Genomic DNA, 25907 nt, shown 5'->3' with positions numbered 1-25907 from the left:
CCATAATTGGGCATATTAACGGGCGAGGTGATCTTTATGAAGGAGCTGCACAGCGGCCGGCTGTTCTGGCCGACTACCGAGGAGCAATACAAGGAATACTCCTCTCTATCGGAAGACATACAAGTGCAGGTGGCCATTATCGGGGGCGGGATGTCCGGGTCCATCTGTGCCTATGCGTTGCAGAATAGCGGTATCACCACCGCGATTATGGAAAGAGAGACGATTGCGGGCGGAAGCACTTCCGCCAATACGGGATTATTGCAATTTTCCAATGATATCATGCTGTGCGAATTAATCGGGCAGATTGGCAGACAGGCTGCCGTAAGCTTCTATGCTGCCTGCAAGGACGCCGTCACGCAGATTGGCAAGATTGCAGGCAAGCTGGAAGCCAATTCCCATTTCGTGCCGCGAAGCAGCCTTTATTACGCCAGCTCGGAGCAGGATCTTCCGAAGCTTCGGAAGGAATACGAAACTTTGCGGCAGAACGGCTTTGATGTCGGTTTTTGGGAAGCGGACACCATTTCGAAGCATTTCCCTTTCCGTCGCCCCGGAGCAATTATTACGAACGGCGATGCCGAAATTAACCCGTTCCGGTTCGTTCACGGAATGGCTGAAGCCGCTACGGCAACCGGCGCGCGCATATTCGAGCACACGGACGTGGTCTCTCACGAGAATACCGCGGACGGCAAGCATCGGCTTGCAACAGCCAGCGGGCATGTCGTCTTGGCGGACAAAATCATATACGCCGTGGGTTATGAGCCCGAAGAGCTGCGGGGACAGTTAATCAAGCCGGTCATGAACCGTTCCTTTGCCGCTGTAACCGCCGTGCAAGACAAGAACAAGCTGCTTCATTGGCATAAACAGATGCTGATCTGGGAAACCGACAGACCTTACTTATATATGAGAACGACCATGGACGGACGCGTGATCATTGGAGGACTCGATGAACCGACCGAGCATCCCGTTGAAGGCGAGAAGGAGCGGACCAAACGAATAGACAGGCTGTACGACAAGCTGACTGCACACTTCCCGATGCTGGACGCCCCGTTCGAATATGAATGGAGCGCGACCTTCGGAGAATCGGTCGATAATCTGCCTTTTATCGGAGAGGATCCGGGTATGCCAGGTGTTTATTACTGCCTGGGGTACGGCGGCAACGGCACGGTGTACAGCATGATGGCTTCTAATATACTGCTTGCTCTCATCAAAGAGGGGCATCATCCGCTCGTCGATATCGTTGGACTGAAGCGGCCAACCCTTCAAACATAATTCCGGCTGCGATGCAGCAAACATTAAAAAAAGGGATTCGGCCGATAGCCGAATCCCTTTTTTTATTTCCGTTCAAAAATTAAGAGCCGTGGAAAATCCGTTTCGCTCCGTGCTCCCTGTAGATGCCTTCCGCGATGCCAAGACGCGAAAGATCCGGGCCGCCATCCTTGTCCAGCAAGGATTTGCTCTCTTCCGACTCGATAATGATTAAGGTTGCGCCTTCCCGAATGGAATCGCGGCAGGAGGCCGCTTCCTGCTCCTCGAGTCCAAGTGCCATCATAGCCCCCTCGATATGATCTTCATCGCCAAAAATATAATCGCCGGTTAGCGTATTTCCCATCGCCGTCAGCCCCGCAGCCGCAAATCCCGGGTTCCATGAACCGCCTCCCGTCAGACCGATGGCCGGGATAAAGGCTGCCCCCGTCCAAGCCCTTCCGCGGCTTTCGTCTCTCTCCGCTTCGTTTGCTGTCTGCGCCAGCTCCGTCAATTCGTCGACGTGGATGTCGCTCTCGGCTTCAATTCGCCGGGAATGCTCGCTATCCTTCGCGAGGATCTTCATTTCCCCTTGGACGAAACCGGCTTGCTCAAGGGAATGAATAGCATCGATTACCTGCTGCTGTGTAGCAAATGATCCAATTATTTTAGCCATTGTCCCATCATCCTCCTCTTCTTCCTTCAAGGTAGTTATACCCTGTTTCACCCGCAATCAATCTCGTTTAATCTCGGTAATAGGAAGGTTGTGCAAGAAAGCCGTTCAGGTTATGATGAAGAGTAAGCGACATGGAATTCGGAATTTAGACAGGAACGAACAGGAGGTAAAAAATGATTCACCGGATGCTTCGCTATCCCGCCGACTGGGAATGGCATGTGCTTCAGCTGGAACGGCCTCCGATGGAGATGACCGAGGAACTGCCTAAGCGCAAAGACAATCGAAAAAAAACGGAAACGTCTAAGGCATCTATGACATTTACAGCACCTCCTGTAACAGACGACGACATTGAAGAACAATTGGCATGCAAGCGCCTCCTTCCCGAATGCTCAAGCTGGCTGGACGAGTGCTGGGGCAGACAAGTCAATAAGGTTACCGTGGCGCATTATGCCAATCACGGTACAATCGTATCGGGCACCTTGATGCTGCAGGCCTCGGAGGAAATGACCGATGTGCAGCCTTTTCACTTCTGGCTTACCGTTGATAAGCTTGTTACCCTGCACACAGACCTGCGTCTCATGATTCGGTTGCAGGATGATTCCGTTACTTCCAGGCTCAAAGACTGCGCATCCGCTCCCGAAGCGTTTTTTATTATGCTGGGGCAGCTGCTTGGACCGTTCCATTCGGGACTAGACGGGTTTGAAAAAAGGCTAGGCGAGCTAGAGCAGGCCATGCGGATTTCGAACAGAACGGGGCTCCTCGACGTCATCTTTGAACGCCGCTATGATTTATTGCATTGGAGCCATCTTTTTATCCCTATTCGCGAGCTGTACGGTGCTGCTCAGGAAGCTTTCATGGACGCGCTGACCGATACGGAAGTATTCAAACGCACCACCTACAAGCTGGACCGGATTGAATCTCTGCTGAAGCATTACGCACTCGAGATCGATACGCTGATTTCGATGGATGATGCGCTCTCCAGCTTCCGCGGCAACGATATTATGAAGACGCTGACCATTTTCACCGTTATCTTCACGCCTGCAACCGTTATAGGTGCTCTATGGGGAACAAACTTCAAGCCGCTTCCGTGGGATACTCATCAATTGGGCTTTGCGGGAATGTGCGTCGTTATCCTTGTCATTACCATCCTGATTTATGTCTGGTTATGGCGAAAAGGGTGGACCGGCGATTTGCTCACGGGACGGGATACCAATAAGAACAAGAAAAGTAAAAAGCAGGCCGTGATGCTCGAAGAACAGTTAACCGATAGAAGCGAAAGCATGGAGACTGAATCGAACCACCTGTCCAAGCTATCACGCAAAAGGCGCTCCAAGACGATTTAACATCGTCAGGAAGCGCCTTTTTTCCATTCCTATCTCCGTCTGTGGAGTTCCTCTACAATCGCTCCGGCGATCTCTTCCGGCTGCTGCACGGATCCCTCCGCTTCGCCGCGTCTGCGGACCGATACGCTGCCGCTTAGACGCTCGTTCTTCCCGACGACAAGCATATAAGGAACCTTCTCGAGCTGGGCCTTCCTTACTTTATTCCCGAGCTTTTCGCTGCGGGCGTCAACTTCAACCCGAATTCCTGCTTGAATAAGCTGCGATTTGATTTGAAGCGCGTAATCCAGCTCATGCTCCGATACCGGTATTACCTTGGCCTGCACCGGGGCCAGCCAGATCGGGAAAGCCCCGCTGTAATGCTCGATCAGAATACCGATGAACCGGTCGAGAGAACCATAAACCGCGCGGTGGATAACAACCGGCCGCTGCTTCTTATTGTCTTCGCCGATATAAGACAGATCAAATTTCTCCGGCATCTGGAAATCAAGCTGAATCGTTCCGCATTGCCAGCTTCTTTTCAGGGCATCCACGATATGAAAGTCGATTTTCGGCCCGTAAAAAGCGCCGTCCCCTTCATTAATGCGATAGTTCACTCCCTGTGCATCCAGCACATTCTTTAGAGACTGCTCGGCTTCATCCCACAGCTCATCCGAGCCCATATAATCGGCAGGCCGGGTCGACAGCTCGACGGTATAAGCAAACCCGAATACCTTGTACACCTCGCCGATCAAATTCATGACCTTGCCGATTTCCCCTTCAATCTGATCCGGACGGACAAAAAGATGGGCATCATCCTGGCAGAAAGTGCGCACCCTCATCATGCCGCCTAATGCCCCCGACAGCTCATGCCGGTGTACCTGACCGAACTCCGCCAGTCGTATCGGTAGCTCCCGATAGGAACGCAGACTGTTCTTGAAGATCAGCATATGCCCCGGGCAGTTCATCGGCTTTAATGCAAATTCGGACTCATCAACCTTAGTGAAATACATGTTGTCCTTGTAATGCTCCCAATGTCCCGACTGCTCCCACATCCGCTTATTCATCATAAACGGCGTGCGGACCTCTTCATAATCGTTCTGGTTAAGCAGCTCCCGGGAGAAGTTTTCCAGCGCAGTCCTTATCGCCATTCCTTTGGGCAGGTAAAACGGCATCCCCGGCGCTTCCTCCGAAAACATAAACAGCTCCAGCTCTTTGCCCAGCTTGCGATGGTCCCGCTTCTTCGCTTCCTCCAGCTGGTACAAATAGTCAGCCAGTTCCGTCTTGCTGAGAAACGCTGTACCATAAATGCGCTGAAGCATCTTATTGTCGGAATTGCCCCTCCAATAAGCACCTGCCACGTGAAGCAGCTTGAAGGCTTTGATGCGGCCGGTTGAAGGCAAGTGCGGCCCACGGCACAGATCCGCAAATTCCCCTTGCTCGTAAATACGGATTACTTCTCCTTCAGGCAAATCCCGAATCAGCTCCAGCTTGAGCGGCTCCCCTCTTTCTTCGAAAAGAGCCAGCGCCTCCTCCCGCGATACAACCCTCCGCCTGATCGGCAAATTCTCCTTGACGATGCTCCGCATTTCCTTCTCTATGGCTTCCAGATCCTTCGTCGAAAGCGTATGAGCAAGGTCTACATCGTAATAAAAGCCGTCTTCGATTACCGGTCCAATGCCCAGCTTTACCGCTTCGCTGCCGTACAGCCGTTTGATCGCCTGCGCTAACACATGAGCGGTGCTATGCCGGGATATATAAAGCCCTTCCGGGCTGTCCAGAGCAATCATGTCGATTCGGCTGCCATCGCCAAACGGCTCATCAAGATCGGCAATCGTGCCGTTGATTGCCCCCGCTATTATTCTTTTCTTCCAATCGGCATCCATTGATTCCGCTACCTGCGCAATGGTCGTGCCTTGCAACACCCTCCTTATGCTTCCGTCTGGCCAAACAGCTTGAATCTCCATTTTTGCTCCTCCAATTCTTCCTTATTTTTTGAACGCAAAAAAACGCAGCTCTCCCTGCAAGGGACGAGTGCGTTCAGCTCGTGGTTCCACCCTAATTCCATCCCGCGCGTTACCGGCGCGACGATGCTCATTGGAATCCGTTAACGGGGATCAGTCGGTTACATGTACAGCCGCAAATCGTTTGCGGGTTCCAGGTGACGGCTGCAAAGCGGTAATCCCGATCTTTCACCGAAGAAGCTTTCAGCCGGGGCTTCTCTCTCTGGGCGGATCTAGGGAAGGAGATCATGTCTTTGGTCATTGCCTGCATATGAAATTTCTATCATGTTACAATGTTTTATTTCAAAAAGTCAAGAGGAATCGGTTCCCCATACAAGCGCCCAGACATAGTATACATAACCAGCCCAAGATAAGAGCGGAGGGATCCGTATATGGCAAAAACAACGAGAAGGTCCAATGCAAATACGACAACGGCGTTGCCAAGGCCTATGAGACAAGGCCAACCGCAGCAATTCGATCTCCGCATCGCCCTGTTTCTTGCCGGTATTGCTGGACAGACTTACTCACAATTCGAGAACAAGGACGGCCTTTTCCTTGTCCCCCGAGGGTATGAATTAGTAGGGGCTTTCTCTGCTAAAGCCTATGATGATACCGAAGAACGCTTTGGCTTTGTCTTGCAATCGGACCGTTCTTCCGTTCTGGCCTTCCGGGGCTCCGGTTCAGCCGTGGACTGGGTATCGGATTTTATTGCCCAACAGACAACATACCGTCCCGTTAAAAATGCCGGCCAAACCCATAAAGGCTTTACCGACATTTATACATCAACCCGCTCGCAGGTGCTTGATCTGATCGGACAGCTTCCCGTTGAAAAACCGTTATTTATTACCGGCCATAGTTTAGGCGGAGCGCTTGCCACCCTGGCTGCGCTCGATATCGCCGTCAATACGCCTTTTACCGCGCCCATCGTCTATACCTTTGGCGCTCCAAGAGTCGGGGATACGCGCTTCGTCAAGCTATATAACAATACGGTAGAGACGCATTGGCGTCTCCAAAACGAATACGATATCGTTCCCCATCTGCCTCCGCTTGTTTATCAGTCTCCGGATACGAAGAAAACGTATTTCTATATGCATGTCAAAGGCGAGGTAAAACGCGCCTTCCGGATGGGCTCGGTCTCCGGCAACCATATTCTGAGCAGCTATTTTGCCGACTTATGCGGCGAGGAGCCGCTGTTCGCCGAAGCGATTTGCTCGGAGCCGCCCGGCTGGTGCCCGCTAACTTGAACAAAAAACTCCGCAAAGCTGCGGAGTTTTTTTGCGTTTTCAGGTCCAGGATTGAAGGAGCCAGTTCCGTACCCGATTAATGGTCTTATCCAAATTGCATACCGAATTCTGATCCACATAAGGAGTCTGATGACAGAAATAATGAGCATGTCCGCCGATTAACGGAATCCCTTCCACAATAGACGGAGAATATTTGAACCGGTTCCAGCGAGGCACCGTTGCCCCTTCTGCCGACCATCCTCCCCAAGTGCCGATCCGGCTGATCGGATCGGTGAGTTTTCCTTCCGTATCAACGGAATGAAGAAAGCATACCTTATCCCGCAGCTCAGGATGAATCGGAATACGAGGCGAGCCCACCTGAACAATCCGGAAATTCCGATTCAGACGCTGCTGATGCAGCATTTTTCCCGCCTGATAGGCTGCTGCCCCACCCCCGCTATGTCCGATAAAAAGGATTGGCTCCTCCTCGCTCTTCATCGTTTCCTTCACTTGCTGGAATGCCGCACGCCCGCCAATCCGGCCTATGGACAAGCGGTTGGTGAGATCCGTGCCGACTTCAACAATTTGCCGGTACAGATTGCGGCTGACATCTCCATACGGGTGCAGAATATGAATGATGGGCTCGCGGCCATCCACCCGAAATATCCGGTCAAGCTGATTCCTGCACTCATCAAAATAGCCTTTGGTTGTAGCAACGCCAGCCAGCAAGTAAATCCGTATAGGCGAGCCGCTGATCGCTGTCATGATTCATCCCTCCGTTCATGCTGTGTTAATGGAATTGTGTACTTTCATTATGCGGGGGGATAAGCGGTTTCATTCCTCCATGTAGATGTGAATTCCATTCCAGCTGATTTGGTAGCCCAGCTCCTTAGCTGTCAGAACAAGGGGGAGAGCTTTTATGTCCCGCCATAACGGGATGAAGCCGTTCAATTTGTAACCGCTCCATATTTTATGCGAAACGAACGGAACCTGCGCCATTCTTGGTATTCCGTTGTCCCATCGGATTAGCTGGGTTGTTCCGTCCTTCATGGTCTTCACGTCCGCCTGGAGGATGCGGCTGAAGAAATCCTCGTCCACATACAGCTCTCCGTCCAGCTTGAATATATGACCGCGGTACGTAAACGGCTGGTTTACGATTGCGGAAGTCCCGCTTCCAAAGTCATCCTCTAAACGGCTCAAATAGTAAGGACTGGCTGTCGCCCGTCTGTAGGCTTCAATGATCCGAGGTTCATTCGTGATGGAATAATCATTAATACGCCGTACCTCATTATATTCTGCAAGATTGTTCACATCAAAATAAAAGACAGCCTTAACCCTTGGATAAAGCCTGGGAAGGCTGGAGTACAGACGATTGATTTTCGCAATGGCAAATGCGTTATCCTTTACCCCGTCGGTCACCGTATAGTGGGTAACGCCATATTCCGACAGCTGAATCGGCTTAGTCCTGCTGAACCGGTTATATACGTAATCCATCATCTGAAGCGGATCTTCGAAATCCGACGGCTGCTGGATATCTCCGTTATGATATCTTACGTTATAGACGTTGATTCCTACCCAATCTACGTAATTGTCACCCGGATAATAGGCGTCAATCGGGCGCTCCGGCACATTAAGCACGGTCCAGACCATGGCCGTTTTCGGGGCTATTTTCTCGAATACGTCATGAACCATTCTCCAAGTCTTGATATAGAGGTCCGGATCTCCGCTGTAATTCGTCCAGGTTCCGTTCATTTCGGATGCGAAACGCAGAAAAATGGGCACATCTGCCTTGCGCGCCGCTTCGGCAAATGTCCGCAGGTAAGCATCATCCTTCACCTTAGCCAGCCCGTCATTGGGCTCCCATGCAATGTGGGGGAATGCACCCGCTTCCTTTACTTCGGACACCCACTCCGCCGGGAATGGCTCTCCGTAACCGACATATTTAAAAAAGCTGGCATGCTGCTTCCCTGCTAAGCTATTGAACTCCGTCATACTGTTATGGATGGTTGAGTTCTGCAGAACATAGGCGCCTAGATAGGCTCCGGACACCGGCTCGGCTTTGCCCAGCCGATAATTCGGATGCGAGGATGAGACATGAATGGTCCATTCCGAATAACGTGCCTCTTCCACTTGAACGGCAGCCGCATAGGTGCTTGGATTAGCAAGCGGATTCTGTTTTCTAGCAGCGCTTTCCGCCCCTTCCAGCATGACGATGAGAGCGCAAACGAGCATCAGGCCTGGCAGCTTGCGGCGATGCGTTAACCAATAGCTCAGCAGGGGAACCTCCTCCTCTTCTCTATTCCAAGGATGAGGCAAAGTGGCGGCATTTATACGTATTTGGGCTGGGTATCGCTATGAAAAAAGGCTGCCTTTGCCTAGTCCCGAATTGACTAGTTAAAGACAGCCCCTGCATGTTTTTATTAAACACCCATTTTTTTGCGCTGGTTGTTTACTTTCTTCGTATTCTGGCTCTTCATAGCCTGCGTAGAAGTCGATTGATGCTTCTGACCGGCTGCTCCGTTTTGCCCTTGCTTCTTCTGAGCAAGAAGCTGCTTCGCGCGCTCAGCTTGTGTAAGCGGCTTGGCTTGCGCTGGCGCCTCAGCTTGAACCTCGTTATGTTCATTGGCGGACATATGATCACCTCACTTTAATGTACTCAGCATATCAAGTGAAACGTCAATCGGCAAGCCCCCTGGCCGGGACTTTGCGAAGTTGCACAATTCCGATTCTTGTTAATATAACCGCCAGCACGAACAGCTGCGGAATCGTTGTCTCCCACGTCGGGTATACGCCCAGGAAACCAATGGTGGCAAGCGATTCCGAGGAATGCGCCGGAAGCCATGAAGCGACCTGAAGCGAATGAATGCTTTCCCCAAGGAAACGGACCACCAGGTAATAGATCAGAGCCGAAGCCGTAAGGAAAAACGGCCGGATCGGCAGCTTCGCGCTAAATCGGATGATCGCAAAACCGATAATCAAGAGCAGGAGGAACGTGACTCCAATTCCGAGGATCATCTGAATAGGATCGATGGAGCCCGCCATGCCGATATAGAAAATTGTCGTCTCCGCGCCTTCCCGCAAAATCGCGAGACCCGAGACGATAAAGAGGGACCATAAGCTTCCCTTGGCAAGCGCATTGCCCATCCGGTCATCGATAAATTTGTTCCAAGCCTGCAGATTCGATTTCTTGTGCAGCCAATTGCCCACGGAAAGCATCAGAAGCACGGATACAAGTCCCGTAATCCCTTCCATCGCTTCCCGCGCGCTGCCCGCGGTTGCTTCGGCAATGACCGTAGTCAACAGTACGGCCAAGGCAATACTCAAGAGCAATCCCGTCCATACGCCCGACCATACCCAGACATTTTTGGACTGATTGTCCGTGCGTTTCAAATAAGCAAGCAACGCCGCCAGAACAAGAATCGCCTCGAGTCCTTCCCGCAGCAAAATCATTCCGGCATCCCATGCCGTATATTTGGCCTCGGCCGTCATCGGTTCGAGTTGACTGCGGATTTCTTCAATAACCGCTTCCGCTTTATCCGGCGACGGGGTGGAAGCAAGCAGGTATTTGGACACATCGGTCATCTTGATCTCGATGTTCTGATAAGCCGAGGCGGACCGGATTGACACCTGGCCCTCAACTGCAGGCCAACTGCTGATGAAGGATTGCATCTGACCGTTTGCTTCGGCAAAATGGTTCGCTGCAATATCTTTTGAAGCCTGATTTAGTATCGCGATTAAATCCGCAATTGTCAGCCCTTCGGAATCCGTGCTTACCGCTGCGATTTTCCCGTCTTTATAGTCGTTGATAAGAGTAATCAGGTTTGTTGTATAGGTCTTGGCATCCTCGGCACGAGGAGGTTCAGCCTGCAGGGCAATCCGGATCATGCTCATGCTCGTCTCCAGCTTGCCATACACGTTAAAATTCTCGCTGCGGATCGATTGCTCAATCGGCGGCCAACCGTCATTGATTTGCTTGTAAGCGGCATTCGCCTGCTCCCATTGTCCGGCCTCAATGCTGCTAAGCAGCTTCTCCGCCAGAGGCAGCAGGCTTGCGGCAGCGTCTTTCCCGGACAGCGCCGGCATCTCGGCTGCTTTCTCGCTCTTCACAAACGTATTGATCGCTTTCGCTAGCGACGATAGAGCGGTCTTCGCTTCATCCGGCTTATCTGCCGCCTGCTCCAACGCTTCCGTGGCGTGAGCAATGGCCGAGGATACATCGGCAGAGTCTGCCTTCGACCCGGTCTTGAGCTGCTCCCAGCTCTCGCTCGCCTGCCGGATATGCTCCTTGGCATCCTGCCAATCACCTTCGCCCGCCGCGGCAAGAGCGCCGCCAACAAGCGGCAGCAGCTTGCCCAGCTGTTCGGACGACGACGCTTGGGCAGCATAAGCGGTGTTGTTGAAGCTAATCGTTAAAGCTGCAGCAAACGTCCCGATCCATACCGCAATTAGGAGCAGCAATACCCGGGAGATTAGAGCTTTAGGTTGATGTTGTCCAGCCATATCTAGTCATTCTCCCTTCTACAATAACGTATCGCCGATATAGCCGCCTTCGCGTACGCCAGGGAAGCAGGCAAATAAGGCGCTGCCGTTGTGAACGATATATTCATTCAAGGCATCCATCTGTCCAAGCTTCTGCTGCATCGGAATAAACTGCTTTCTTGTATCGCGGTTGTAACAAATAAATAAGAGTCCTGCATCAAATTGCCCTGTCCGGTTATCCATGCCGCTCGAATAGGAATAGGATCGCCGGAGGATTTTGACCGAGCCATTCCCCCGCGCCAGCGCGACATGGGAATTTACCGGGATGAGCGGCTTCCCTTTCTCATCCTTCTTGGCGAGGTCCACCGAATCAAACTCGTTCTTGGAGCCGATTGGCGCACCGCTGTCGCGATGCCGGCCAAATGTCGCTTCCTGATCGCCAAGGGTTGAACGGTCCCATACTTCCACCCGAATCCGGATGCGGCGGACAACCATATAGCTGCCGCCTGCCATCCACGGCGTGCCATCACTGCTCTGCGCCCATACGACGTCGTTCATCAACGCTTCGTCCTTCGTATCCGGATTGCCGGTACCGTCCTTAAAGCCCATCAGGTTGCGCGGAGTCGCTCCTTTCGGATCGGCGCCGCCGGTACGCTGGAAACCCTCCTGCGTCCAGCGCAGCACCGCCTTGCCCCTTGCGATGCGGGCTAGATTGCGGATCGCATGGAAGGCAGTCTGCATGTCGTTCGCATTCACCTGAACGCCAACATCGCCGCCGCACCATTCCTCGCGCAGCTCATCGCCGCCAAAGGCTGGCAAATCCACAAGCGCAGCCGGCCGTTTGGAGGCAAGACCAAATCTCGAGTCAAAAAAGGACGGTCCTACGCCAAACGTAATCGTTGTTTTTGAAGGATTCAGCCCCGCGGCTTCCCCCGTATCGGCAGGCGGAAGATGCCGATTATCGTTTACCTCCCCGATCATTTCGCCCTTTGCCATGGACGCGGAAGCTTCCGTCCATGCCTTGAACAGCTTGCGCACGTCGTCAATCGAATTCGTAGTCAGATCAAATGCAGCGAACATCAGAAAGTCCTGCGCAGGTGTCGTTATACCCGCCTGATGCTTGCCGTAAAACTCTATCCTGTCCTCGCTGCTCGGCTTGGCTGCGCCGGAGACGGCGCTGCCTTTTGCTCCGAAAATCGCTCCAACGCCTGAAGCGCCAAGCAATAGCCCGGCGCCTCCAACACCGGCCAGCCGCAAAATATCCCGGCGGCTGATCGGTTTCTCCAAGATGCTGTCTCCAGCTTGGTTATCCTTGTTGTCTGTTGTCATCTCATTACGCTCCCAGAATCGTTCCCATTTGGGACAACGGTTCAGCTAATGCGTCAAGCAATTGGCTCAACTTCTTGGTATCTTCTTCTTTCAGATCGGTATAAGAAACATATCCGTCCCCGCTCTTATACGCTGCGAGTGCCTGCTCCAGGTTGTCAAAGCTTGTGCCGATTTGCGCTTCCAGTTCAGCATCCTGTTTGTTCAGCTCGGCTTTCAGCAGCTCGTAGATTTTTTTCGCGCCTTCCACGTTAGCCGCAAAATCATATAGGTCCGTATGCGAATAGCGCTCTTCCTCGCCGGTTACCTTCGAAGAGGATACTTCGTTTAGCAGCTCAACAGCTCCTGTTACGAGCAGGCTAGGTTCTACGTCTACCGTTTCGATCAAGGCACGAAGCGTCTTCGTATCGTCAAGTAACTGGGAAGCATAATCTTCCGCGCCGGCAGTTGCGTTGTTCACCCAAAGCGCCTGCTCGATGCGGTGGAAACCGCGCCAGTCCTTCTCCTCTACATCATTTTCGCGGGCATCGATATTAGGGTCCAGATCGCCAAGGGCTTCCGCGATAGGCTCGATTCTCTCGTAATACATCCGGGTTGGCGCGTACAGCGACTTCGCCGTCTCTACATCGCCGGACTTCACCGCTTGAACAAATTTATCGGTTTCGGCAACCAGCTTATCGGTTTGATCGAGAGCATACTGGCGGTATTGGCCGGTGATCTCATCCCAGTTCTCCACCTTCGGTGCCGATTGCTCTGTATTTGTTGTATTCGCGGCAGCCTCTTTAGCATTATCCGCATTGTTATTGTTCGAGCCGCATCCCGCAAATACGACCGCGCTCGCCAGCACTAACGCAGCTAACTTGATTTTCATGAATCCCTAACCCCTCATCCAATTAATATATAATTCCGTAATGAACTACCAATGAGTATATTCACAATGATAATCATTGTCAATTAGCTTTTTTAGCACGGCACATTTATTAGACACATGTCGCATATAGACGGACTTTCGCCTATTCCTCCGCCTCCGCTCAAGCATAATGTATAGTAGGCCTTCCAACATCCCACACTAGTAGATAAGAACGGATATCCAGAAAAGGAGGCTTTACCCTGTGTCACAATCATCAAGCAACAAGACCGCGGTTTTCCCGCCCCAGCATCAGAATCATCAGCCAGGTATAGAATCCGAGATGAACCCGCTTCCGGTCTATAAAACCGATCAATATAAAGCGGCAAACAAGCTTGAGAATAAAGCTGCCATTATTACCGGAGGAGACAGCGGTATCGGCCGTGCGGTAGCGGTCGCGTTCGCCCTCGAAGGCTGCGACGTTAGCATCGTGTACTACAATGAGCATGAAGACGCCAAGCTTGTTCAACAGGAGATCGAGCAAGCCGGAAGACGCTGCCTGTTAATTCCCGGAGATATCGGGGATGAAGCATTTTGCCGTAATGCCGTTGAGCAGACGGTGATGACTTTCGGCAAGCTGGATATTCTTGTTAATAATGCAGCCGAGCAGCATGTGCAGCAGCGGCTTGAAGATATTACGGCGAAGCAGCTTGAAAAGACCTTCCGGACTAACGTATTTGGCATGTTCTTTCTGACGAGAGCCGCCCTTCCTCATCTGAAGCAAGGCGCTTCCGTTATTAATACGGCATCGATCACCGCCTATAAAGGCAATCCGACCTTAATTGATTATTCCGCTACCAAAGGCGCCATCGTCTCTTTTACAAGAGCGCTTGCAACCAACCTGGCGGGACGGGGCATAAGGATCAACGGTATTGCTCCCGGTCCAATCTGGACTCCGCTTATCCCGTCCACCTTCGATGAGCAATCCGTATCCACCTTTGGATCGGATACGCCAATGAAACGCGCCGGACAGCCGTATGAGCTTGCCCCGGCTTATGTATATCTGGCCTCCCAGGATTCCAGCTATGTGACCGGCCAATTCATCCATATTAACGGCGGCGAAGTTGTAAACGGTTAAAAAAAGCAAAAACGCCTTGCGGCCATTACGCAAGGCGTTTTCCAATTTCCTCGTTTATGCATTTATCTAATAAGTCCTGCAGCCTGCCCTCGTACACAAGCTCCAGCTTGGATGTATTCTCTAGATCCCCCGGCGTCACAAGAAACGAAGATTTATTTACAAGATGGACACCACTCTTCTCGAATACCGATGCCACAAATTCCGAACAGAAGTAGGCGTAATCCCTCTTAATAAGCCTTGTGTTAAACAGCAGGCCAATAACCCCGATCAGATTATACCGGTACAGTTCCCTATTCCGTTCCATCTCCGCAATAACGCCGCGCATCTTGGCGTAAGCAGCCGGTTGTATGCGGCAGCGGTACAAGGCGCATCTGGCCTCGGCAAATAGCTGCCCGCGCATATTCTCCCTCACAAAGCCGGCGAAGAACGGATTCTGCGGGTTTTTCCGGCCAAAGCTGTACACTTCGTTTAACCCGCTGTCAAACGCGATCGACGCATGATTAAGCGGATCCTTCGTAAACCACTTAATCGTTCTCGTAAATAATGTTCCCGTGTCCGTTAAGACAACATAAACCTCCAGCTCCCTTGTCATGCCCGACAACCTCCACATTAAAGAAGTAACGCTTCTCATCTAACTTTAATGCAGGAGCCATGGCTTCATTAACCTGCTGAGGTACAGTCCTATCCACGACCTTGGTCCTGTTCTGGAAAATTTACCTAGTGTTTCCCCTATCTTAATGGAAATATTAGCATTTCTCAATCAAAACTTAACAAATAGGCAGGAAAGTGTAAATTAATTCACTGCTAGTTCTTTCGAATGAACAGGTGAGGAATTGGTACTAGATCGGTTTCTAGTAATCTACTTTTATATGGTATAATAAGCCACATTACAACTGGGATATAAAAGGAGATTTCGATACAAATGGAATTCAAAAAGGTGAATACGCCCCTCCGTCTAGTAGGTATTCAAAAGTACAAAAGCAAGGACGGCAGAACCTGGATCAAGTATCCTGGCGGCTCCAGAAAACCCTTAAAGAAAAGCACGATGATTTGGACAAGGCTGCTGACCCTCATCGTCATCGTTGGTGTCATTGGATTTGCCGGTTATAAGATCGGGTTCCACTACTTATCCAATAAAATGATGAATGAAATGGCCGATCAAATCCTGACCACCGATGAAATCGAATCGTTCAAGAAGGATCCTGCCGTTCAGCAGATCATTGCCGATAACTCCAAATATTTCGATAAAAAGGCTGTAGAAGCCCTGCAAGGCTCTATCTCTACCGAGGCCGGCAACGGCGGTAAAGCCGAAGGTACAAGTGAGGTAAAGCCGGATAAATCAGGTTCTAGTTCTGGCAATACGGCAAGCGGCGGTAAGGAAGATACAAAGCCGGCGGACAAGCCGTCCACAGGCGGACAGCTTGTTGTGAAGAATAAGGATGAAGCGGCCCAGCTTCTGCTCAGCAAGTTCTCCATGAAGGAATTAACCGGACTCGCCGATAAAGCAAAGGACGGCCTGACGCCGGAAGAGAAGCAATCTATTAAGGAAACTCTTCTCTCGCGCCTTTCTCCGGAGGAGTTCAACTCCGTCAAGATTGTTGCTTTGATGGAGGTTATGAAGCGTGATGAATAATGAACTAACTAATGGAGGGCATCATGACTAGGAACTACTTAGATTCATTCAAGGAAGAGTTATTAGAAGTCTTTTCAGAAGCTCGTGTAAGAATCAATAAGTTTCCTTCTCCATTTAATCAAAAGGGATTAGTCTATCTGGACAAGTTTGATGTCTTTCAAAAGGAAAGTGCGAAAAACTATATATGTTATCTGCTGCCCTATTGGATGAATGAGATCACTAACATACCCGTTGAACAATGTCGTAAGTTTTCATTGGCGAACGTATTCAATATGCTTTATTACTTCCTGCAAGACGACGTAATGGATGAGACTCCTATCGCATGGAAAGAACAACTTGCTCTTGCGCAGCTTCTCCATTCCGAGTTTGAGTTCATTCTTCGTGAAATGTTTGAAGCAGCATCTCCATTCTGGAACTATCGGCAGAAATACGTTAACGAGTGGGCAGTAACTGTTGTAAACGAAAATAAAGAAGACTACTTCATGTCGGATAATCTAATGATCGCCAAAAAAGCTTCTCCTCTTAAGCTAGCTAGTACAGGAGCCCTGTTATTAGCAAATCAACCAGAGAAAATCGAAGAAGTGGAGCAGCTTGTTGACCATAGTCTTGTTCTCCTACAACTCGCAGATGATTTGGCAGACTGGAAGGAAGATTTGCAAGATAATAACTATAATTGTCTCTTGTCTATGATTAAAGCCATAAAAAAACAAGAAGCGCCACTCGAAGTGTTGGAAGTTGAATCCTATATCTACGATCGAAGTATCTTGCTCGACTATACAAATAGTTGTCATGAACATATCAGTTTCATAGCCAATCACACCCTGCAATTAAAGCATCTACTGCACTTTAGTTACTCCATCTATGAAGATCTTTATTATTTTGCCAAACAAGTAGATGTGACAAAAACCGCATTGTTGTCTGGCGGATTCGACTATATTCTGTCGAATAATACCTAGATAATAGTATAATGTGCCTATTTTATATGATATAATTTATTTGTACATATAAATTATTACATATATTATGGAGGGATTTAGAAATGGAAAACATCGCATTAAAACAAGCACCTGCTCCATTTGTACTGTTCGACAAATTCGAGACGCCTAATACACGCACTACTTCTCCTCAAGCTATTCGTAATCAAATCATTCAAAAGGTTTGGGAGGACGAAGCTTTCAAACAACAATTCATAGCTAACCCTAAGCTTGCTGTTAAAGAAACATTTGGCATCGAACTTCCTACTACTGCGCAAATCAAAGTAGTAGAAGAATCGTCCGACGAATATTTCTTCGTTATCCCGCCTAAGCCATCCGCAATGAAAAAACAAGACGTTAAAGAATTCCCAAGCTGGTAATTTATAAATAAAAGGGAGCCAACATCAAATTTTGATGTTGGCTCCCTTTTATTTTTCCCTCTCAAAGCAGTTATCTAATCAATCAACAACACCGTCTATCAGACTAGTCATATTTTATTACATTTTGTCGAAAATTCACAGATTTTAGTATAATTTATCTAGTTGTTATGTTATAATTCTAGTACTCAAGTTGTATTACTACATATTTTGGAGGGGTTATTTTGTCGAATCAGGTTACTCGCGATCAAATTATTCAAAAAGCTTGGGAAGATGACGCTTTTAAACAGCAGTTGTTGGCTGATCCTAAAGCAGCTATCAAGGACGTCTTTGGCGTTGAGATTCCAGAAAATTTTGAAATCAGTGTAGTAGAAGAATCGCCAGAGCATTTCTATCTTGTCCTCCCTCCTAAACCTTCGATGATGAAAGCTGCTTCAAATGAAGAGATTCCTACTTGGTAATTGATCATACAGAAGAACCCCTCCGAGAATTGGAGGGGTTCTTCTATTATGCTGCTGGAAAAGTAATAATGACTTCAGTGCCGATTCCTTTACGGCTTTTAAATACGATATCTCCCTGCATTACTTCAATAATGCTAAAGGTGACCATAAGACCTAACCCAGTACCTTTAGTTTTGTTTGAATAGTAAGGCTCACCTAGTTTCGCAAGCTCGGTTTCGGTCATACCGATTCCATTATCTTTTATATGAACGACTACTTTATGATCATCTCGGTATCCCTTTATTTCAATTTCTCCGTTGCCTTCTAATGCTTCAATGCTATTCTTGATCATATTTATGAAAGCTTGCTTAAATTTCGATGAATTCCCTTGTATCTGTAAATGATCTGGAATATCTAATCTTAGCTGTCCACCTTGTAAATTTACTAGAGGTATAAGAATGCTGCCTATATGCTTAAACTCATTCGCTATATTAAGTAAAGTAACATGTTCTAACTGAGGCTTCGCAAACGTAAGAAAATCGGTAATGATTTCGGAAGCGCGATCAAGTTCATTGATTGCTAAGAGCATATAATTTTTTTCTTTGTTGCTTATACTTTTTTCCTCTAGTAGCTGCAAAAAACCACGTGTTACTTGTAAGGGATTACGAACCTCATGTGCAACTGAAGCTGCAAGCTGACTGATCATATCCATTTTTTCCGATCGCTGAAGCTCATTATTAAAAATCTCTAGCTGCTTTGAATAAGTGACAACCTTTTCAAAACTTAATACAATCTGCCTACCAAGAGTAATAACCAAAGAAAGGATAAAGCATACAATGCCCCACTTCCAATAAATAAACTCATAGTTTCTTGATGCTGCATAATATTGAAACATATCGAATACTGCAAGTAATATGAATATGCCGAAGCCAATAGAAACAATGATCGCATCTTTCTGTTTCTTTAAACTATGAACGACTAGCAAACCGACAAAAATAATACCTCCACCTATTACGCCGATTGCAAATAGAGTTGTCGTTAATAAATAATAGATCGAATAGTAAGCATTATCGGTAACGATATTTATTCCTAACCCAATAGTTGATAAGGTTATAAGACTCAATGCGTAATATTTTATTATACGTACAAGTGCGAACTTTCCTCTTCCAAATATAGTTTCTAAAAAGAAGAATAAAGCAGGAAATAATACATTAATGGACAAATCCGTTCCCGTTGCAAAGAAAAATCCATATTCTTCATATACCGAATATAGAAATGGTGAATACAAAATCAGCAAGCAGCCTAATGATAAAATAATGAGGCTCAGTGATTTCCATCCTGATACATGCACCTTTTTAAGAAATATCATGCAAAAGAACATAATTGCAGCTACAAAAATAAATGCCGCTCCCAAAATAATATCTGGTAAATCGTTCAAAAGCATATTACGGTATAAACTTGTATATTCGCCAAACACAAAACCTTTTATTCCTATGTTACCTGTTTCATTTACCAGATGAATGTAAAGGGTTTCATTTATTGGACCGTCCAAAGGAATAACGAATTTATTTACGTCATAGTAGTGATCCCTAATCGATTCATAAACTAACTTGCCATCAATATAAGCATAAACATTTTGCGCATAAGCTTTATTAACAAGCAATCCTGAATGTGAATCCGATTTAGCAGGCAGTTGAATTTTAACCCACATGGAGCTTGTCCCTTTGGGCAACACAGGCTCCTTCTCGTTTTCCCTTACGGTTATCCAGCCATCGGCAGGCGGTATCTGGTTATCCTCATCATTCCCCGGATGGAGCTGCCACTCTGTAATTCGTATTTTCGATGCTGATTCTTCATTCGCAAAGGTGATTGTGGGGCTTATTGAAGTGATGACTGCTATAGATAATAGAATGAAAATCGTATACTTCAGAATGGCCTTCATCTTTACACCTCAAATATTGGAAAATAGTTCTTATTACTCATAAGTTCGACATTTTTCGATTATATCCTTCACCTTTCTCTTATATATTAAAAATCTTAAAAATAAAAGGAGCGGAATATCCGCTCCGCTCCAGGTTCTTACTATGATATCGCTGCTCTTCTTGCCGGCACCGAGAATGACCGTACCTCTTCGCCGATAATCTCAAGCGCGTTTAACTGCAGGCCGCTTGCACAGCCGCCGTCGATTCCAATCTTGCCTTTGCCGTACCAGACATCCGCTCTGCCATGCAGATCAACGGTCTTCGTATGGCCAAACACGACAACTTTATCAACGACCGTATCCGCCCTGTGGAACGAATCCTTAATGTATAAGAAATCCCTCTTCGGCTGCTCCTTCCAGTTCGTGTATTTCGGATTCAGCCCCGCATGCACGTAAATAAAATGCGTATCTTCGTAGTAATAAGGCAGCTGCTCGAGGAAATCCGCGTGATAAGGATACCGCTCGAGAACCGTCTCTCTGAGCCTGTTCAGCAGATCATCCTCGCTTCCCGTCATATCGCTCCCCTTCAGATAGCTGTACACGGTCTGACGGCCGCCATGGCGGAAGAACTTCTCCCTTGCCTCTTTGGTTTTGTTGCGGACAATATCCACGAAGCGCTCGTCGTGATTGCCTTGAACCGCAATGGCACCATGCTCCCGAACCAGGCTTGCCGATTGTTCAACAACCAGCTTGCTGTCCGGTCCCTTGCTGACGAAATCTCCAAGCAAGATGAGCTGATCTTTAACCGGCTCGTAATTTACCCGCTCGAGCAGCCGGTTAAAAGCATCATAACAACCATGAATATCGCTAATGACTAGCGTCCTTTCCTTTCCCATGACATCCCATCCTTCCCCTATACGTATTTCATTCTACAGCTATCGAAAAAAAACCTTCCGAAACGCAAAAAAGCCGCAGGCCATAAGGCCTGCGGCTGCTTAAGAACTTGTCCTGCTATGAATTAAGCTAAACCTTGTTCATTATTGTTGCAAAAAAAGAAACGCCGTCTACTTACACAAGACCCTGGCGCTTTTTGAATCGGACAGGCTTCTTCGTATGGCGGTTGGCATAAGCCGATGCCGCGTAGGAATCCGGCTTCACCCTTGCCAGATACGTTCCCATCCCTTTTACCCGGTCGATCATCTCTTCTACATAAAGCGATGTCTTATTAATGGTTGGCTCCGTACCTGCGTCGATATCGATAAACAAATCAAGCGAAGCTCCTTGGTATACAAATGGCAGCAGCACCTCTTCCATTCGCTGGATTGCGCCATCCACGAAATAATAGGCAACCTCCTGGGACAAAGCTGTTTCCATCGTCAGCTTCTCCTTCAGGGAGGTCAGCTCTCGCGGGACAACAACCTGCCTGTAACAAGCCCAGGCACCTTTCCCCATCCGCCGGATAATGATGCCTGTTACGAACTTCGTATATCCGTTAAACCCTTGGCTGTCTGTCCCAATGACAAAATGATACGCCGCCCTTGGATCACTCGCCATAAAATTCAATATGCGGTCATACACCTCATGAATCGTAAGCCTGCTCTCCGTCACGTTCTGGAACCGCAGCTCTTCCGGAAGAAGGAGCTTGCTACCCGATAGATTTTTTCTCATCATCGTCACCTGTACAATGTACATTTCAGCCCTTTCTCTCAGCAATCGCCTAAATCCCGTACTTCTATACCATGCCTATGCAAAAGGAGTTGTATATTATTATTAATAGTTATATGATGACAAGCACGATTCTGCCTTACCCAAAAAAAGAAAAGGCCTCTAAACCGCGATGTCTCGCGGCTTAGAGGCCTCTTCCTTGCACTTATTTATATTTCCGCCAATCCAGCTTGCTGTTCTCCAGCAGATAGCTCATATCGCTCTCCAGGCGCTTCTGTTCCTTCTTGCGGGCCTCCTCGGCCTCCGTCCGCGCTTTCTGCTTCCGCTGCTCCTCAGCCGCCTTCATCTCGTCAGATTGGGCTTTAAGCTTCTGCAGTACGTCTGCGCTAAGGATATCCTTTAACGTTGTTCCCTGCTCCTGCTGAGGGCTTGTGTTCGCCCTGTGGCTCGCAGCAGGTGCCGTTCTTTTCTTCTTCGCCATTTCATCCTCACCTACCGTTCTTAAAATGCCCAGTTCCCTTTGCGGAAGATCGGCACGATTGTTCCATCGGCTTTGATGCCGTCAATATCCATCTCCGCGGATCCAATCATAAAATCAACATGCGTGATGCTGGCATTAACGCCGTTCTCGGCCAGCTCTTCCGGAGACATTTGTTTCCCGCCGTCGATATTAAACGCATAACCGCTGCCAATTGCCAGGTGGTTCGATGCATTCTCGTCAAACAAAGTATTATAGAACAAAATATTCGATTGCGAAATCGGCGATTCATGCGGCACTAGCGCAACTTCACCCAAGTAATGCGAGCCTTCGTCTGTATCAACAAGCTTTTGAAGAGTTTCCTGGCCTTGCTCAGCTTCTACCTTCACGATTCGGCCGGCTTCAAACGTAATCTTGAAGTTATCGATAATATTGCCACCGTAGCTAAGCGGTTTCGTGCTGGATACATAACCGTTTACCCCGTTCTTTTGCGGCACGGTAAATACTTCCTCAGTCGGCATGTTAGCCATGAAAGAAACATGGTTCTGGTTTTCGCTGCCTGCAGCAACCCAAATATGCTTATCCGCAAGCTCGATAGTCATATCCGTTCCAGGAGCCGTATAATGCAGCTTCACAAAACGATTCTCATTGAGCGCCTGCGCTTTGGAATGAAGCGTAGCATTATGCTCTTCCCATGCTTTCACCGGGTCTTCCGAGTGGAGACGAACCGCCTTGAAGATCGCTTCCCAAAGCTGGTTGACGGCTTCTTCTTCTTTAACGTTCGGGAATACTTTGGAAGCCCATGCTTTACCGGCCGCGGCTACAACGGTCCAGCTGACTTTATCGGATTGAACCGCTCTGCGGAATGCTTGCAGGCCTTGGCCAGCAGCCTTCTGGTAGTTGGCAATACGCTGCGAGTCTATGCCGGACAGCAGATCCGGGCTCGAAGAAACGATGGAGATAAATACGGCATTACGCTCCACGAAGGAATTCCGTTTGGCGGTCTCCCATTCCGGGAAACGGGTAAAGACATCATCGGCAGCCTTCTCGTATTTGAGGCGGGACAATGTGTCATCCGTCCAGTCGACGTGGACATTGCTTGCCCCAGCCAAATAGGCCTGCTCGGCAACAAGTCGTACAAGGTCAGCTTGATCGATAGCCCCTGTAATAAATACCTCTTGGTTCTCTTGTACATTAACGCCTACTCGAACGATTAGTTCAGCGTACTTGGTTAAATTGCTAACGAATGCAACGTTTGTCATCGCTCATTCACACCTTTCTAGATATGTATAATAACTATTCTTTGCTTCTTGTCCCGGGCGTATGAAAATAATTACCCCAGACGAAAAGAATGGAAAATGAAGGCTTTTCGTTTTTCCATACCTCTTTTTATGTTATTATATAGGAATGTACTCTTGCATAAAAGATTTTCGCACGAAGGAGCTCTTATGTCTAAACTAGGTAGAAATGAACAATGTCACTGCGGCAGCGGCTTGAAATATAAAAAGTGCTGCATGTCGAAGGACGAACAATCGGCTAGAACAAGCAAAGCCTCCAATGCAATTCGTCATTTTACAGAAGCTGAACTGGTTCACTTGGTTGACCACGAATCCACGTGGGCTAATCCGCAATATGCAGAACTGGCGCATGAACTTATTGCTTCCATGAAACAGGATTACAAGCCTAACCATATCGCAATGGCCGTTATGATCTGGCATGATTTCACGAATATGACGAAACCATCGTATCGCAAATCCGGCGCATTCTGTGCGGCGTTGGAATATATGGTCTGTGAGGTTACCGAGTCCGGTAAGAGCAAAAACGATCTTGCCGAGAAATATGAAGTATCCGCTGCTACGATCACTAAGCGTTATCAGGAGCTTTCCGGCTTCCTTATGCAGCAGCTGGAGCAAAACGAGCAAACCCCAGAAGCGGTTGCTCAATAATCGAACAGGCTGTTTCGGAGTTTCTCATCCGGAACAGCCTGCTTTTTTTATGAGCTTACTTCTTGTCCGCAGGGTATACAAGCCCGATCTGGCGGCGTGCCTCATCCATGATCTCCATAACAACCAGAGAGTTGGCATAGGAGTTAACCGGGGACTCAAGCTCTCCACGCTCAATAAGCTCGGCAAATGCTTGAATCTCGTATACCATGGAATTATCCGCTTGCTGTCTGCCTACGCTTTCTTCAGGACGCCCGTCACGGTATTGGATTCGAACGCTAGCCGGCTGACTGATTCTCTCGATAATCATATTGCCTGCTTCGCCTTGAATTTCAGCCGGCATATTCGAATTCGAGATCTTCGAGTGCAGGAGGATGGCCTCCATATCCCCGTAATTCAGGATCAGACTGCCCTTGCCGTCCACTCCGGACTCCAACATAACCGCACTTGCCTTGACGCTATCCGGCTTGCCAAACAGCACAACAAGCGGGTATATGCAGTATGTGCCGATATCCATCAGGGAGCCATTCGACAATTCCGGCAGAAAAGCATTAAGTACTTCTCCTGCTTTGTATTTATCGTAACGAGAGGAGTACTGGCAGAACGAAGCAAAGAAAGTACGAACCTTGCCAATCTTGTGCAAATTCTCACGAACCGCGTCAAAGTTAGGCATCACGGTCGACTTCATGGCTTCCATCAGCAGCACCTTATTCTCCCTCGCCGCTTCAAACATCGCTTGCACTTCAGCAGCATTGGAAGCTAGCGGCTTCTCGCAAAGCACATGCTTCCCATGTTTCATAAAAGTGATTGCATATTCCGCATGCAGCGAATTCGGGCTTGCTATGTAAATCGCGTCAATCAGATCGCTTTGCGCCATTGCTTCAAGGTCCGTAAAGGTATGAGAAATGCCCTGTGCATCCGCATATGCCTTTGCTCGCTCCTTCGTTCGCGAATATAGCGCCGTCACTTCAACCTTATCTACCTGACGTGCTGCATTCATAAACGTTTCCGTAATAAAGTTGGAGCCAATAATACCAATACGCAGCATAAGAACTCACCTCATCTTTAAGTTGTTCATAATTGTCCATAAACTAAAAAAAGCCCGCCATACGTACCAAGTACGTCTGCTGACTTCCAATGAATTGAAATGGTCGGGATGACACGATTTGAACATGCGACCCCCTGGTCCCAAACCAGGTGCTCTACCAAGCTGAGCTACATCCCGTTATTCAATTAAGAAAAAATGGCGCGGCCTAAGAGATTCGAACTCCTGACCTTTTGATTCGTAGTCAAACGCTCTATCCAGCTGAGCTAAGGCCGCAAAAAATTATGGAGCGGAAGACGGGAATCGAACCCGCGACCCTCGCCTTGGCAAGGCGATGCTCTACCGCTGAGCCACTTCCGCATATGGTGCGGTCGAGAGGACTCGAACCTCCACGGCTGTTACACCACTAGAACCTGAATCTAGCGCGTCTGCCAATTCCGCCACGACCGCATGCATATTGTGTTTTAAAGATGGTGCCGGCGATAGGAGTCGAACCCACGACCTACTGATTACAAGTCAGTTGCTCTACCAACTGAGCTACACCGGCATAAAGCTTTGTAAAAATGGCGGAGCTGACGGGATTCGAACCCGCGGTCTCCTGCGTGACAGGCAGGCATGTTAGGCCTCTACACCACAGCTCCATGCTACTTTCGGATAACATCCAAAAAAAATTGGTTGCGAAGACAGGATTTGAACCTGTGACCTTCGGGTTATGAGCCCGACGAGCTACCGGACTGCTCCACCTCGCGGCATTACAAAACTTATATGGTGGAGGCTGAGGGGATCGAACCCCCGACCCTCTGCTTGTAAGGCAGATGCTCTCCCAGCTGAGCTAAGCCTCCATACTTTTTTTACCCCTAGGGTAAATATTGGTGACCCGTAGGGGATTCGAACCCCTGTTACCTCCGTGAAAGGGAGGTGTCTTAACCCCTTGACCAACGGGCCTTATATTCAAGATTTGCGCCTTGAAAACTGGATGCGAAATAATGATTCCTTAAGTCAATTATGGGGTCCCCGAAAAATACTCGGAATAAGCTGCAACGCTTAACTTCACTTTTTGGGGGTTGTTTAGGATAAGCCCTCGACCGATTAGTATTCGTCAGCTCCACACATTGCTGTGCTTCCACCCCGAACCTATCAACCTCGTCGTCTTCAAGGGGTCTTACTAATTGGGAAAT

The 25907-nt window shown here is 48.6% G+C and carries 24 protein-coding genes, 9 tRNA genes and 1 rRNA gene; 9 read left to right on the top strand and 25 right to left on the bottom strand.

Features of this window, described 5'->3' with window-relative positions; genetic code table 11:
- The first annotated feature begins 6 nt into the window (after positions 1-6).
- Positions 7-1269 carry an NAD(P)/FAD-dependent oxidoreductase gene (locus WFJ73_RS28555; protein ID WP_336776299.1) on the top strand — a complete coding sequence of 421 codons (1263 nt, stop codon included), beginning with the start codon at positions 7-9 and terminating at the stop codon, positions 1267-1269.
- 79 nt (positions 1270-1348) lie between these two features.
- Here WFJ73_RS28555 and WFJ73_RS28550 read toward each other — a convergent pair whose 3' ends face one another.
- The gene (locus WFJ73_RS28550) at positions 1349-1918 is read right to left on the bottom strand and encodes a general stress protein (RefSeq protein WP_336776298.1); all 570 of its coding nucleotides are present in this window, start codon (positions 1916-1918) and stop codon (positions 1349-1351) included.
- Positions 1919-2091: 173 nt separating this feature from the next.
- Between WFJ73_RS28550 and WFJ73_RS28545 the strand changes: the two genes are divergently transcribed.
- Positions 2092-3261, top strand: coding sequence for a magnesium transporter CorA family protein (locus WFJ73_RS28545; RefSeq protein ID WP_336776297.1), 1170 nt, complete (start codon positions 2092-2094; stop codon positions 3259-3261).
- A gap of 29 nt (positions 3262-3290) precedes the next feature.
- Here WFJ73_RS28545 and thrS read toward each other — a convergent pair whose 3' ends face one another.
- Positions 3291-5204 (bottom strand): threonine--tRNA ligase, encoded by a 1914-nt coding sequence (gene thrS / locus WFJ73_RS28540; protein ID WP_336776296.1) that lies wholly within the window; start codon positions 5202-5204, stop codon positions 3291-3293.
- 428 nt (positions 5205-5632) lie between these two features.
- Between thrS and WFJ73_RS28535 the strand changes: the two genes are divergently transcribed.
- Positions 5633-6484 carry a lipase family protein gene (locus WFJ73_RS28535; protein WP_336776295.1) on the top strand — a complete coding sequence of 284 codons (852 nt, stop codon included), beginning with the start codon at positions 5633-5635 and terminating at the stop codon, positions 6482-6484.
- A gap of 39 nt (positions 6485-6523) precedes the next feature.
- Here WFJ73_RS28535 and WFJ73_RS28530 read toward each other — a convergent pair whose 3' ends face one another.
- From WFJ73_RS28530 to efeO, 6 genes are all read right to left on the bottom strand, one after another.
- Positions 6524-7228 carry a hypothetical protein gene (locus WFJ73_RS28530; RefSeq protein ID WP_336776294.1) on the bottom strand — a complete coding sequence of 235 codons (705 nt, stop codon included), beginning with the start codon at positions 7226-7228 and terminating at the stop codon, positions 6524-6526.
- Positions 7229-7297: 69 nt separating this feature from the next.
- The gene (locus WFJ73_RS28525) at positions 7298-8779 is read right to left on the bottom strand and encodes a glycoside hydrolase family 26 protein (RefSeq protein ID WP_336776293.1); all 1482 of its coding nucleotides are present in this window, start codon (positions 8777-8779) and stop codon (positions 7298-7300) included.
- A 104-nt stretch (positions 8780-8883) separates the two neighbouring features.
- A complete protein-coding gene (locus WFJ73_RS28520; protein WP_015842624.1) occupies positions 8884-9096 on the bottom strand; it encodes a hypothetical protein in 213 nt (70 codons plus the stop codon).
- Positions 9097-9139: 43 nt separating this feature from the next.
- Positions 9140-10963 carry an FTR1 family iron permease gene (locus WFJ73_RS28515; RefSeq protein WP_336776292.1) on the bottom strand — a complete coding sequence of 608 codons (1824 nt, stop codon included), beginning with the start codon at positions 10961-10963 and terminating at the stop codon, positions 9140-9142.
- A gap of 18 nt (positions 10964-10981) precedes the next feature.
- The gene (gene efeB, locus WFJ73_RS28510) at positions 10982-12271 is read right to left on the bottom strand and encodes an iron uptake transporter deferrochelatase/peroxidase subunit (protein ID WP_336776291.1); all 1290 of its coding nucleotides are present in this window, start codon (positions 12269-12271) and stop codon (positions 10982-10984) included.
- A gap of 4 nt (positions 12272-12275) precedes the next feature.
- Positions 12276-13139 carry an iron uptake system protein EfeO gene (gene efeO, locus WFJ73_RS28505; RefSeq protein ID WP_336776290.1) on the bottom strand — a complete coding sequence of 288 codons (864 nt, stop codon included), beginning with the start codon at positions 13137-13139 and terminating at the stop codon, positions 12276-12278.
- Positions 13140-13380: 241 nt separating this feature from the next.
- On the opposite strand from efeO, the gene WFJ73_RS28500 reads away from it, so the two are divergent.
- Positions 13381-14253 (top strand): SDR family oxidoreductase, encoded by an 873-nt coding sequence (locus WFJ73_RS28500; RefSeq protein ID WP_336776289.1) that lies wholly within the window; start codon positions 13381-13383, stop codon positions 14251-14253.
- Positions 14254-14278: 25 nt separating this feature from the next.
- Here the strand turns inward: WFJ73_RS28500 and WFJ73_RS28495 are convergent, their stop codons facing one another.
- Complete coding sequence (locus tag WFJ73_RS28495) at positions 14279-14845, bottom strand: hypothetical protein (protein ID WP_336776288.1); 567 nt, start codon at positions 14843-14845, stop codon at positions 14279-14281.
- Positions 14846-15175: 330 nt separating this feature from the next.
- Here WFJ73_RS28495 and WFJ73_RS28490 point away from each other — a divergent pair, with 330 nt between their 5' ends.
- From WFJ73_RS28490 to WFJ73_RS28475, 4 genes are all read left to right on the top strand, one after another.
- Complete coding sequence (locus WFJ73_RS28490) at positions 15176-15886, top strand: hypothetical protein (RefSeq protein WP_336776287.1); 711 nt, start codon at positions 15176-15178, stop codon at positions 15884-15886.
- Between the two features lie 23 nt (positions 15887-15909).
- Positions 15910-16842 (top strand): class 1 isoprenoid biosynthesis enzyme, encoded by a 933-nt coding sequence (locus WFJ73_RS28485; protein ID WP_336776286.1) that lies wholly within the window; start codon positions 15910-15912, stop codon positions 16840-16842.
- Positions 16843-16925: 83 nt separating this feature from the next.
- Positions 16926-17240 carry an NHLP leader peptide family RiPP precursor gene (locus WFJ73_RS28480; RefSeq protein WP_336776285.1) on the top strand — a complete coding sequence of 105 codons (315 nt, stop codon included), beginning with the start codon at positions 16926-16928 and terminating at the stop codon, positions 17238-17240.
- A gap of 221 nt (positions 17241-17461) precedes the next feature.
- Positions 17462-17698: an NHLP leader peptide family RiPP precursor gene (locus WFJ73_RS28475; protein WP_336776284.1), complete on the top strand. Its 237-nt coding sequence runs from the start codon at positions 17462-17464 to the stop codon at positions 17696-17698.
- Between the two features lie 46 nt (positions 17699-17744).
- Here WFJ73_RS28475 and WFJ73_RS28470 read toward each other — a convergent pair whose 3' ends face one another.
- The 5 genes from WFJ73_RS28470 to WFJ73_RS28450 form a co-directional block, all read right to left on the bottom strand.
- Positions 17745-19619: a HAMP domain-containing sensor histidine kinase gene (locus tag WFJ73_RS28470; protein ID WP_336776283.1), complete on the bottom strand. Its 1875-nt coding sequence runs from the start codon at positions 19617-19619 to the stop codon at positions 17745-17747.
- Positions 19620-19759: 140 nt separating this feature from the next.
- On the bottom strand, positions 19760-20494 hold the full coding sequence (locus WFJ73_RS28465) for a metallophosphoesterase (protein WP_336776282.1): 735 nt from the start codon (positions 20492-20494) through the stop codon (positions 19760-19762).
- A 172-nt stretch (positions 20495-20666) separates the two neighbouring features.
- Complete coding sequence (locus WFJ73_RS28460; protein ID WP_336776281.1) at positions 20667-21290, bottom strand: ribonuclease H-like YkuK family protein; 624 nt, start codon at positions 21288-21290, stop codon at positions 20667-20669.
- A 178-nt stretch (positions 21291-21468) separates the two neighbouring features.
- Positions 21469-21744 carry a YqkE family protein gene (locus WFJ73_RS28455; protein ID WP_336776280.1) on the bottom strand — a complete coding sequence of 92 codons (276 nt, stop codon included), beginning with the start codon at positions 21742-21744 and terminating at the stop codon, positions 21469-21471.
- A gap of 20 nt (positions 21745-21764) precedes the next feature.
- Positions 21765-23003: an aminopeptidase gene (locus tag WFJ73_RS28450; protein WP_336776279.1), complete on the bottom strand. Its 1239-nt coding sequence runs from the start codon at positions 23001-23003 to the stop codon at positions 21765-21767.
- 186 nt (positions 23004-23189) lie between these two features.
- On the opposite strand from WFJ73_RS28450, the gene WFJ73_RS28445 reads away from it, so the two are divergent.
- Positions 23190-23687 (top strand): SEC-C metal-binding domain-containing protein, encoded by a 498-nt coding sequence (locus WFJ73_RS28445; protein ID WP_336776278.1) that lies wholly within the window; start codon positions 23190-23192, stop codon positions 23685-23687.
- 55 nt (positions 23688-23742) lie between these two features.
- On the opposite strand, the gene WFJ73_RS28440 is transcribed toward WFJ73_RS28445, so the two are convergent.
- The 11 genes from WFJ73_RS28440 to WFJ73_RS28390 all read right to left on the bottom strand — a co-directional run.
- Entirely contained in the window at positions 23743-24732 is a 990-nt protein-coding gene (locus WFJ73_RS28440) for a Gfo/Idh/MocA family protein (protein ID WP_336776277.1), read from the bottom strand.
- A 100-nt stretch (positions 24733-24832) separates the two neighbouring features.
- Positions 24833-24909 (bottom strand) — tRNA-Pro (locus tag WFJ73_RS28435).
- A gap of 19 nt (positions 24910-24928) precedes the next feature.
- Positions 24929-25005, bottom strand: a tRNA-Arg gene (locus WFJ73_RS28430).
- Between the two features lie 9 nt (positions 25006-25014).
- Positions 25015-25089: transfer RNA gene (locus WFJ73_RS28425), tRNA-Gly, on the bottom strand.
- A gap of 3 nt (positions 25090-25092) precedes the next feature.
- Positions 25093-25179, bottom strand: a tRNA-Leu gene (locus tag WFJ73_RS28420).
- Positions 25180-25200: 21 nt separating this feature from the next.
- Positions 25201-25276, bottom strand: a tRNA-Thr gene (locus tag WFJ73_RS28415).
- A gap of 17 nt (positions 25277-25293) precedes the next feature.
- A tRNA-Asp gene (locus tag WFJ73_RS28410) sits at positions 25294-25370 on the bottom strand.
- Positions 25371-25401: 31 nt separating this feature from the next.
- Positions 25402-25478, bottom strand: a tRNA-Met gene (locus tag WFJ73_RS28405).
- 17 nt (positions 25479-25495) lie between these two features.
- A tRNA-Val gene (locus WFJ73_RS28400) sits at positions 25496-25571 on the bottom strand.
- A gap of 28 nt (positions 25572-25599) precedes the next feature.
- Positions 25600-25674, bottom strand: a tRNA-Glu gene (locus WFJ73_RS28395).
- Between the two features lie 124 nt (positions 25675-25798).
- Positions 25799-25907, bottom strand: a 23S ribosomal RNA gene (locus WFJ73_RS28390); the annotation flags it as partial.

Source organism: Paenibacillus sp. MMO-58, from assembly GCF_037146255.1.
Lineage (GTDB): Bacteria > Bacillota > Bacilli > Paenibacillales > Paenibacillaceae > Pristimantibacillus.
The sequence above is the reverse complement of the archived record's forward strand: the minus strand, read 5'-3'. Positions and strand labels throughout refer to the sequence as shown.

Excerpts from the sequence above, each read along its gene's own strand:
- WFJ73_RS28550 (WP_336776298.1), bottom strand. The coding sequence starts at position 1,918 with ATGGCTAAAATAATTGGATCATTTGCTACACAGCAGCAGGTAATCGAT.
- WFJ73_RS28545 (WP_336776297.1), top strand. The coding sequence starts at position 2,092 with ATGATTCACCGGATGCTTCGCTATCCCGCCGACTGGGAATGGCATGTG.
- thrS (WP_336776296.1), bottom strand. The coding sequence starts at position 5,204 with ATGGAGATTCAAGCTGTTTGGCCAGACGGAAGCATAAGGAGGGTGTTG.
- WFJ73_RS28535 (WP_336776295.1), top strand. The coding sequence starts at position 5,633 with ATGGCAAAAACAACGAGAAGGTCCAATGCAAATACGACAACGGCGTTG.
- WFJ73_RS28530 (WP_336776294.1), bottom strand. The coding sequence starts at position 7,228 with ATGACAGCGATCAGCGGCTCGCCTATACGGATTTACTTGCTGGCTGGC.
- WFJ73_RS28520 (WP_015842624.1), bottom strand. The coding sequence starts at position 9,096 with ATGTCCGCCAATGAACATAACGAGGTTCAAGCTGAGGCGCCAGCGCAA.
- WFJ73_RS28515 (WP_336776292.1), bottom strand. The coding sequence starts at position 10,963 with ATGGCTGGACAACATCAACCTAAAGCTCTAATCTCCCGGGTATTGCTG.
- efeB (WP_336776291.1), bottom strand. The coding sequence starts at position 12,271 with ATGACAACAGACAACAAGGATAACCAAGCTGGAGACAGCATCTTGGAG.
- efeO (WP_336776290.1), bottom strand. The coding sequence starts at position 13,139 with ATGAAAATCAAGTTAGCTGCGTTAGTGCTGGCGAGCGCGGTCGTATTT.
- WFJ73_RS28495 (WP_336776288.1), bottom strand. The coding sequence starts at position 14,845 with ATGACAAGGGAGCTGGAGGTTTATGTTGTCTTAACGGACACGGGAACA.
- WFJ73_RS28490 (WP_336776287.1), top strand. The coding sequence starts at position 15,176 with ATGGAATTCAAAAAGGTGAATACGCCCCTCCGTCTAGTAGGTATTCAA.
- WFJ73_RS28485 (WP_336776286.1), top strand. The coding sequence starts at position 15,910 with ATGACTAGGAACTACTTAGATTCATTCAAGGAAGAGTTATTAGAAGTC.
- WFJ73_RS28480 (WP_336776285.1), top strand. The coding sequence starts at position 16,926 with ATGGAAAACATCGCATTAAAACAAGCACCTGCTCCATTTGTACTGTTC.
- WFJ73_RS28470 (WP_336776283.1), bottom strand. The coding sequence starts at position 19,619 with ATGAAGGCCATTCTGAAGTATACGATTTTCATTCTATTATCTATAGCA.
- WFJ73_RS28465 (WP_336776282.1), bottom strand. The coding sequence starts at position 20,494 with ATGGGAAAGGAAAGGACGCTAGTCATTAGCGATATTCATGGTTGTTAT.
- WFJ73_RS28460 (WP_336776281.1), bottom strand. The coding sequence starts at position 21,290 with ATGTACATTGTACAGGTGACGATGATGAGAAAAAATCTATCGGGTAGC.
- WFJ73_RS28455 (WP_336776280.1), bottom strand. The coding sequence starts at position 21,744 with ATGGCGAAGAAGAAAAGAACGGCACCTGCTGCGAGCCACAGGGCGAAC.
- WFJ73_RS28450 (WP_336776279.1), bottom strand. The coding sequence starts at position 23,003 with ATGACAAACGTTGCATTCGTTAGCAATTTAACCAAGTACGCTGAACTA.
- WFJ73_RS28445 (WP_336776278.1), top strand. The coding sequence starts at position 23,190 with ATGTCTAAACTAGGTAGAAATGAACAATGTCACTGCGGCAGCGGCTTG.
- WFJ73_RS28440 (WP_336776277.1), bottom strand. The coding sequence starts at position 24,732 with ATGCTGCGTATTGGTATTATTGGCTCCAACTTTATTACGGAAACGTTT.